Source organism: Stenotrophomonas sp. YIM B13575 (assembly GCF_042787595.1).
In the GTDB taxonomy this organism is placed as follows: Bacteria; Pseudomonadota; Gammaproteobacteria; order Xanthomonadales; family Xanthomonadaceae; genus Stenotrophomonas; species Stenotrophomonas lactitubi_B.
In genome coordinates this window covers 1-7895 of the sequence record NZ_JBHZOP010000199.1, presented here as the reverse complement: position 1 = coordinate 7895, position 7895 = coordinate 1, and the positions used below count along the sequence as shown (strand labels likewise).

At 66.3% G+C, this 7895-nt stretch carries 6 protein-coding genes and 1 pseudogene; 1 reads left to right on the top strand and 6 read right to left on the bottom strand.

The window, feature by feature from the left end; translation table 11 throughout:
- Positions 1 to 72: 72 nt before the first annotated feature.
- The 4 genes from ACFX4F_RS20920 to ACFX4F_RS20905 are packed head-to-tail and all read right to left on the bottom strand — an operon-like array spanning position 73 to position 3591.
- Entirely contained in the window at positions 73 to 714 is a 642-nt protein-coding gene (locus tag ACFX4F_RS20920; RefSeq protein WP_099820372.1) for an ABC-type transport auxiliary lipoprotein family protein, read from the bottom strand.
- Positions 711 to 1637 (bottom strand): MlaD family protein, encoded by a 927-nt coding sequence (locus tag ACFX4F_RS20915; RefSeq protein WP_025878489.1) that lies wholly within the window; start codon positions 1635 to 1637, stop codon positions 711 to 713. Before ACFX4F_RS20915 ends, ACFX4F_RS20920 begins: the two co-directional genes overlap by 4 nt.
- Positions 1638 to 1640: 3 nt before the next feature.
- The gene (locus ACFX4F_RS20910) at positions 1641 to 2468 is read right to left on the bottom strand and encodes an ABC transporter ATP-binding protein (protein ID WP_380658269.1); all 828 of its coding nucleotides are present in this window, start codon (positions 2466 to 2468) and stop codon (positions 1641 to 1643) included.
- A 1-nt stretch (position 2469) separates the two neighbouring features.
- On the bottom strand, positions 2470 to 3591 hold the full coding sequence (locus ACFX4F_RS20905; protein ID WP_205405330.1) for an ABC transporter permease: 1122 nt from the start codon (positions 3589 to 3591) through the stop codon (positions 2470 to 2472).
- A 92-nt stretch (positions 3592 to 3683) separates the two neighbouring features.
- Here ACFX4F_RS20905 and ACFX4F_RS20900 point away from each other — a divergent pair, with 92 nt between their 5' ends.
- Positions 3684 to 4943 carry a threonine/serine exporter ThrE family protein gene (locus tag ACFX4F_RS20900; RefSeq protein WP_025878492.1) on the top strand — a complete coding sequence of 420 codons (1260 nt, stop codon included), beginning with the start codon at positions 3684 to 3686 and terminating at the stop codon, positions 4941 to 4943.
- 125 nt (positions 4944 to 5068) lie between these two features.
- On the opposite strand, the pseudogene ACFX4F_RS20895 reads toward ACFX4F_RS20900, so the two are convergent.
- Positions 5069 to 5446 (bottom strand): annotated as a pseudogene (locus tag ACFX4F_RS20895) (H-NS family nucleoid-associated regulatory protein); the annotation flags it as partial.
- Positions 5447 to 5668: 222 nt separating this feature from the next.
- Complete coding sequence (locus ACFX4F_RS20890; protein WP_380658267.1) at positions 5669 to 7372, bottom strand: proline--tRNA ligase; 1704 nt, start codon at positions 7370 to 7372, stop codon at positions 5669 to 5671.
- Positions 7373 to 7895: the final 523 nt, after the last annotated feature.

Sequence of the window (7895 nt, the reverse complement as noted above, 5' to 3'; positions counted from 1 at the left end):
GGCATGGCCCGGCGCTACCGGAACCGCGCGGGGTAGCGCCGGGCCATGCCCGGCGAGTGCAGCGGTGGTCAATCAGCGCTTCAGCGCCTGCTTGTCGTTCTGCCCGCTGGTCAGCGTCCAGCCCACCACGTCCTGCGCCACCTGCTGCAGGCCACGCTCGAAGGCGGCGGCGACGGCCGACACCTCGGTGCTGCCTACCGGCTGCAGCTGACGGAAGGTGCGGTCGGCGACCACGCGCTGGTTGGTCACATCGATCAGCTTGGCGTTGATCTCGATGACGACCGTCGGCGTTGCCTGCCCCTGGTAGTCCGATTCGAAGCGACGGACATCGGTGGACAGCTTGTAGTCGGCGCGGATGCCGGCGGCGACGCGGGCCACGCCGTGGATGCGGCCGGAGTCCTCGAAGCCGCGCAGCAGGGTGTCCTCGATCATGTCGGTGGCCGGCTGCGCCCAGCTGGCACCCTTGTAGATCTCCAGCTCCGATGGCGTCGGCCGCACGTTGATGCGCGGGCTGTCGACCATGCGCGCGGCGCTGGGCTTGGCCAGCACCAGTTGCCAGTCGGCCTGCGGCCAGCTGGGGTCGACCTTGACCTGCACGGCCGGCGAATACAGAGTGACGGGGTTCTTGTCGCCGCTGCCGAGGATCGAGCAGCCACCCAGCAGGGTGGCCAGCGACGCTGCCAGCAACAGGCGCGGAAGGGTGGTCGGGCTCATTTGGGTTCGAACTCCTTCGGGGCGTCGCGGCCGAGCAGGTAGCGCGCGGGGTTGTTCTCGAGACGGTCGCTGACCCGGCGCAGGTCGCGGATCAGGCCACGCAGTTCACCCAGGGTCGGGCCGAGCTGGCCCAGGCCGTCATTGGCGAAGCTGTTGATGGCTGCGCGGTTCTCGCCAAGGATCGAATCGGCATTGCCGGCGGCCGAGTCAAGCTTGGCCAGGGTGGCGTCGAGCTTGTCGATGATGCCCGGCAGCTGCTGCACCAGGTTCTTGTCCAGGCGCTCGATGGTGCCGTTGGTGGTCTTCAGGGTGGCGTCCAGGCTGCGCGCGGCATCGCGCGCGCTGAGCAGCAGCGACTGCGTGCCCTGGTCGCGGTCGGCCAGGCCGCCACTGATCGTTTCCAGATTGGCCAACGTGGCGTTGATCGAGGCGACGTTGCGGTCGCTGAGGATCTGGTCCATGCGCTCGACGATGCGGTTGGCCACGTCGGTGATGTTCTGCAGCGCTGACGGCGTGGTCGGGATGATCGGCGCCGGATCCTTGTTGACCGTGGTCAGCGCCGGCGACTGCGGCGTGCCGCCGCTGAGCTGGATGATCGACGGGCCGGTCAGGCTGGTGATCGCCAGCTTGGCGCGGGTATCGGTCTTGACCGGGGTTGTCGAGTTCAGGCGGATGCGCGCGACCACCTGGCGCGGATCGTCCGGCACCAGGTTCAGTTCGGTGATCGAGCCCACCGCGATGCCGTTGTACTGCACCGGGCTGCCGACCGACAGGCCGGTCACCGCTTCGCGGAACACCACCCGGTATTCCTGCCAGGTACGGTCGGAGGAGTACTTGGCGGCCCACAGGCCGAAGGCCAGCAGGGCCAGGCCGGTGATCAGGGTGAACGCGCCGATCAGCACGTAGTTGGCTTTTGTTTCCATGGCTCAGGCACTCTCGATCTGTTCGCCACGCGCGGCGCGCGCGCGGGGTCCGTGGAAGTATTCCTGGATCCACGGATGATCCAGTCTCTCGATTTCCGGTAGCGGCGCATTGGCCACCACCTTGCGGTCGGCGATGACTGCCACCCGGTCGCAGATGGCATACAGCGTGTCCAGGTCGTGGGTGATCAGGAACACGGTCAGCCCCAGCGCTTCCTGCAGGGTCTTGATCAGGCGGTCGAACGCGGCCGCACCGATCGGGTCCAGCCCGGCGGTGGGTTCGTCCAGGAACAGCAGCGGCGGATCCAGCGCCAGTGCACGTGCCAGGCCGGCGCGCTTACGCATGCCGCCGGACAGCTGCGAGGGCAGCTTGTTGATCGCATCGGCGGGCAGACCGGCCAGTTTCACCTTCAGCAGGGCCAGCTCGTAGTGCCAGCGCTCGGGCAGTTCGCGGTGGTGTTCCTTCAGCGGCACCTGCACGTTTTCGCCGACGGTCAGCGATGAGAACAGGGCGCCGTCCTGGAACAGCACGCCGGTATTGCGTTCGATGTGCAGGCGGCTCTCGGCGTCGTCGGCACGCGCGTCGCGGCCGAGCACTTCGATCTGCCCTTCATCCGGCACGCGCAGGCCCAGGATCGAGCGCATCAGCACCGATTTGCCGGTGCCCGAACCGCCCACCACGCCAAGGATCTCGCCACGGCGCACGTCCAGGTCCAGCCCTTCGTGCACGGTCTGGCTGCCAAAGCGGTTGACCAGCCCGCGCACGCGGATGGCCAGGTCGTGGCCTTCGTCGTCCTGCATGGGCACTTCTTCGGGGGTCGGATGCGTGCTCATGTCACCAGTCCATGTGCATGAACCACAACGCCGCGAAGGCGTCGATGATGATCACCAGCGAGATCGTCTGCACCACGCTGGAGGTGGTGCGCTCGCCGACCGATTGCGCGGTGCCTTCCACCTTCAGGCCTTCCAGGCAGCCGATCAGGCCGATCACCAGCGCGAATACCGGTGCCTTGGACAGGCCGACCAGCATGTGCCGCACTTCCATCGTGTCGTGCATGCGCGCGATGTACATCTGCGGCGGGATGTCGAGGTCGAACGCGCCGACGGTGATACCACCGGCCAGGCCGGCGATCATCGCGATGAAGGTCAGCAGCGGCAGCGTCACCAGCAGCGCGACCAGGCGCGGCAGCACCAGCAGGTCGATGGGGTCGAGCCCCAGGGTGCGCATCGCATCGATTTCCTCGCGTGCCTTCATTGCACCGATCTGCGCGGTGAACGCACTGGCAGTGCGGCCGGCCAGCACGATCGCGGTCAGCAGCACGGCGAATTCGCGCAGGAAGGCGATGTTCACCAGTTCGACCACGAAGATCTCCGCGCCGAAATCGCGCAGGATGGTCGAGCCGAGGAAGGCGATCACTGCGCCGACCAGGTAGGACAGCAGCGCGACCAGTGGCACGGCGTCCAGCCCGACCTGCTCCATCTGGTGCACGGTCGCGGTCAAGCGGAAACGTCGGGGTTCCTTGACCAGGCGTGCGGCCTTGACCAGGTTCTCACCGAGGAAGCTGCACAGCGCCTTGATGTTGTGGCCCGTGGCATGGACGCTGACGCCCAGCCGCTCCAGCGCCGCCAGCACGCCGAAGTCGCGTTTCGGCTTCGGGCGGTCGTCCGCCACTTCTTCGATGGTGCACACCAGCGCCTGGTGGTCCGGGCGGAACCGCAGGGCGTCTTCGCTCAGGTCAGCGCGATGGGCGACGCGCAGCACCTGCAGTACGCCAGCGGAGTCGAGCAGCTCGATGCCGGTGGCGTCGATGCCGGTCAGCGTGTCCGGAACGCCACGCAGCACTTCGGCCGCGGCCAGCGCGGTCTTCAGGGTCCAGTGGCCGGACAGCCGGATCAGTCCCGGATCCTGAGCGTCCTGTTCGAGCTGGGGGGCGTGGGTCGGGGTCATGGGGGCCATTCGGGTCGCAGCATAACCGTTCTGAATTGCACGTCGCGTCGAACCAGGATGAATTTCTCCAGCAGAGCCTGACGTAGGTAATACTACGGCGCATGTCCGCAGACGCTCACACGATCCCCACGCCCCAGGCCACCTACGCGCAGCGCGTGGCCTTCGTTTCCGAGATCGCCGGCCGCCTGCACAGCTACGGCACAACGGCCCAGCGCCTGGAAGCGGCGGTGGTTGCATTGGCCCGGCAGCTCGATCTGGATTGTGAACCGTGGTCGAATCCCACCGGCATCATCCTCAGTTTCAGCGACCCGGCGCAGGCCATCGGCTCCAGCGACATCACCCGGGTGATCCGGCTGGCGCCCGGCGAGAACGACCTGCACAAGCTCAGCGTGGCTGACGGGATCGCCGAAGAAGTGGCCAATGGCCGCATGAGCATCGCCCAGGGCCACACCGCGCTGCGCCAGCTGGACAAGGATCCGGGCCGGCGCGGCAAGCTGCGCACCATCCTGTCCTTCACCCTCGGTGCGGCCGGCGTGGCAGGCATGTGGAAGCTGCCGTGGCTGGACATCGCCACCGCCGGTGTCATCGGCCTGCTGATCGGCCTGCTCGGCATGGTTACCGACAAGCGCCCGGCCAGCCGTGAAGCGGCCGAAGCACTGGCGGCGCTGCTGGCCGGCCTGGTCGCCACCGTGGTTGCCACCTTCGTGGGCGCCCTGAATCTCAACACGGTGATCATCGCCTCGCTGGTGGTGCTGCTGCCCGGCATGTCACTGACCAATGCGGTCAATGAACTGGCCAGCCAGCACTGGGTGTCCGGCACCGCGCGCTTTGCCGGCGCGTTGACCACCATCATGAAGCTCAGTGTCGGCGCGATGATCGCGGTGACCCTGGCCGATGTGCTGGGGCTGGACCCGATGATCCGTGCCTCGCGGCCACAGGGGCCGTGGGTGGAGTGGGGCTCGCTGCTGACGGCGGCGTTCGCCTTCGCCATGTTGTTCAAGGCCAACCGCCGCGACTATCCATGGGTGATCGCCGCCTCGGTGGCCGGTTACGCGATCTCCAAGTTTGGTGGTCATGCCTGGGGCACGCCGGCCGGCATCTTCCTGTCGGCGATGCTGCTGACCGCCGGTGGCAACCTGTTCGGGCGCGTGGTCGGCCGTCCCGGCGCGATCATCCGCCTGCCGGGCATCATCATGATGGTGCCCGGCAGCACCAGCCTGCGCGGCGTGCTGACCCTGGTCCAGCAACAGGACGTGGGCGCCGGCCAGAGCGTGTTCCTGACCGTGTTGAACGTGGTGATGGCGCTGGTCGCCGGCCTGCTGTTCGGCAACCTGCTGATGCCGGCGCGCAAGACCCTGTAGGTGTGGACCGTTGGTCCGCACACCCTTGAATGGTGTGGGTGTGGACCGTTGGTCCACACCCCGGACAAAGAAAAAACGCCGGCTTTCGCCGGCGTTTTTCATTCCTGCTGCAGTCGGCCTCAGGCCTTCTTGATCAGGAAATCTTCCGGCTTCTTGCTGCCCTTGGCGGTCAGCTCGGCCATCCAGCGCGGCTGCTTGCCACGACCGGTCCAGGTTTCCTTCGGGTTGGCCGGGTTGCGGTACTTCGGCGCAACCTTGCCCAGCTTGCGGCCGGCGGCCTTGGACGGGGACTGGGTGGCCTTGGCGACCTTGCGCGCACGCGGTGCGGGTTCACCACCGAACAGTTCCTCGATGGTGTAACCCTCGGTCTTGGCCAGCTTGCTCAGCTGGGCACGCACCTTGGTGATCGGGCGACGCTTGGCGACGATGGTCTGCTGCTTCTTGGCTGTGCGGATCAATGCGCCCAGCTCACGTGCCGACAGGCCGGTCAGGTCGATGCTCATCAACGATTACTCCAGAAACTAATTTAGGGACAGGGACGAGCCGGTCCGTGGCGTCGCGGGACAGAGTAATGAGGAATTAATCCCAGCACAAACAGTTGCGGTCACCGTCTGTCGGCTGGCTGGCCCGGTTGCGACCATTTTGACCGGATTATGTCCGCTGCGATTTTCCGGGAACGGCCATCCGGCAAAAAAAAGACCGGGGTATACCCCGGTCTTTTCCGATCAACCCTGCAGGCGCTGCAGCAGGGTGGCCTTGTCCAGGCTCTCCGCTTCGGCGGCGCGACGCGAGCGGTACTCGAAGGTGCCTGCGGCCAGGCCGCGTTCGCTGACCACCACGCGGTGCGGGATGCCGATCAGTTCCATGTCGGCAAACATCGCGCCCGGGCGCAGGCCGCGGTCGTCCAGTGCAGCATCCAGGCCGGCGTCGCGCAGCTCCTGCAGCAGGCCTGACGCTGCATCGGCCACGCCCGCGTCGCCCTTCGGATTGATCACGCAGACCACCACCTGCCACGGCGCCATCGCGTCGGGCCAGATGATGCCGGCGTCATCGTGGTTCTGTTCGATGGCTGCGGCGACCACGCGCGAAATGCCGATGCCGTAGCAGCCCATCGTCATCACTGCGGCCTTGCCGTTCTCGTCCAGCACGGTGGCATCGAGCGCTTTCGCATAGGTGCGGCCCAGCTGGAACACGTGGCCGACTTCGATGCCGCGGGCGATTTTCAGCTCGCCGCCATCCAGCGCACGATCACCGGCGCGTACATTGCGGATGTCCGCCACTTCCGGTTCGGCCAGGTCGCGGCCCCAGTTGACGCCGGCCAGGTGGAAACCGGCCTCGTTGGCACCGACGACGAAGTCGGACATCGCCGCCACTTCGCGATCGGCAACCACACGGATCGGCTTGGCCGGTGCGACCGGACCGAGGAAGCCCGGCACGCTGCCGAGGTATTCGGCGATCTCTGCTTCGCTGGCAAAGCGCTGCTCGTCCAGGCCGGCAACCTTGCCCAGCTTGATTTCGTTGACCTCGTGGTCGCCGCGCACCAGCACCAGCACGAACTGCTGTGCCTTGCCTTCACCGGCGATCAGCGCCACCGACTTCACGGTGCGCTGCAGGTCGATGCCGAGCAGGGCAGCAACGTCTTCGCAGGTCTTCTGGGTCGGGGTGTCGACCTTGCGCAGGGCTTCGCTGGCCGCAGCGCGCGCGGCCGGATCGGCGGCAATGGCCGCTTCCATGTTGGCGGCGTAGTCCGAGCCGGTGGAGAACACCAGCGCGTCTTCACCGGAATCGGCGATCACGTGGAATTCCTGCGAGGCGTCACCGCCGATCGCACCGGAATCGGCCTGCACCATGCGGAAGTCCAGGCCCAGGCGGGTGAAGATGCGGCTGTAGGCCACCTTCATGTTTTCGTACTCACGCACCAGGTCTTCGTCGTGCAGGTGGAACGAATAGGCGTCCTTCATCAGGAACTCGCGCGCACGCATCACGCCGAAGCGCGGACGGATCTCGTCGCGGAACTTGGTCTGGATCTGGTAGAAGTTCACCGGCAACTGCTTGTAGCTGGACAGTTCGCTGCGCGCGAAATCGCAGGCCGCTTCTTCGGCGGTGGGGCTGTAGCAGAAGGTCTGTTCCTTGCGGTCCTTGATCTTCAGCAGCTGCGGGCCGAACTTCTGCCAGCGGCCGGTCTGCTCCCACAGTTCCTTCGGCTGGATGGTCGGAATCTGGAATTCGACGGCGCCGGCACGGTCCATTTCCTCGCGGACGATGCGTTCGACCTTGCGCAGCACGCGCAGGCCCAGCGGCGACCAGGTGTACAGGCCGGATGCGAGCTTGCGGATCATGCCCGCGCGCAGCATCAGCCGGTGGCTGGTCAGCTCGGCGTCGCTGGGGGTTTCCTTGGTGGTGTGCAGGTGGAACTGGGAGAGGCGCATCGTCGGCTTCGGATTACGGCAGAGACACCTATTCTGCCAGCCCGGCCGGGGGAGGGGTATCGGCCGGGCGGCGCCCGGCACCCGCCGAGGCAACGGCCGGAGCAACTGCAACGGCAACAGCCTGCTTCCTGGGGGATGGCGGGGCACTGCGGGTTTGCGGGGACGCCGTGAATCCGTCCATGGAGGCTTGGTCGCCGCATCCATGCGGCTCACACCCCGCAAACCCACAGTACCCCGCCTTCGACAGTTTTCCGCAATCTGTCTGGACGGCGTGGCTTGCTATTGGTAGGTGTCGACCTTGGTCGACAGTAGATCCACGCCACGCGTGGATGCTCTTCGATCATTCGATCAATTATCGAAATATTCGATTTCGATGGAGATTCATCCACGCATGGCGTGGATCTACTGGCCACCGGGAAACTGTCGAAGGCGGGGCGGTGTGGGTGTGCAGGACTGTTGGCGCCATGGATGGCGCCATCGAGCCCCCATGGATGGGTTTACGGCGTGTCCTGCACACCCACAC

What these genes read in the sequence shown, in the direction of transcription:
- ACFX4F_RS20920 (WP_099820372.1), bottom strand. Translation starts at nt 714, where the DNA reads ATGAGCCCGACCACCCTTCCGCGCCTGTTGCTGGCAGCGTCGCTGGCC.
- ACFX4F_RS20915 (WP_025878489.1), bottom strand. Translation starts at nt 1,637, where the DNA reads ATGGAAACAAAAGCCAACTACGTGCTGATCGGCGCGTTCACCCTGATC.
- ACFX4F_RS20910 (WP_380658269.1), bottom strand. Translation starts at nt 2,468, where the DNA reads ATGAGCACGCATCCGACCCCCGAAGAAGTGCCCATGCAGGACGACGAA.
- ACFX4F_RS20905 (WP_205405330.1), bottom strand. Translation starts at nt 3,591, where the DNA reads ATGGCCCCCATGACCCCGACCCACGCCCCCCAGCTCGAACAGGACGCT.
- ACFX4F_RS20900 (WP_025878492.1), top strand. Translation starts at nt 3,684, where the DNA reads ATGTCCGCAGACGCTCACACGATCCCCACGCCCCAGGCCACCTACGCG.
- ACFX4F_RS20890 (WP_380658267.1), bottom strand. Translation starts at nt 7,372, where the DNA reads ATGCGCCTCTCCCAGTTCCACCTGCACACCACCAAGGAAACCCCCAGC.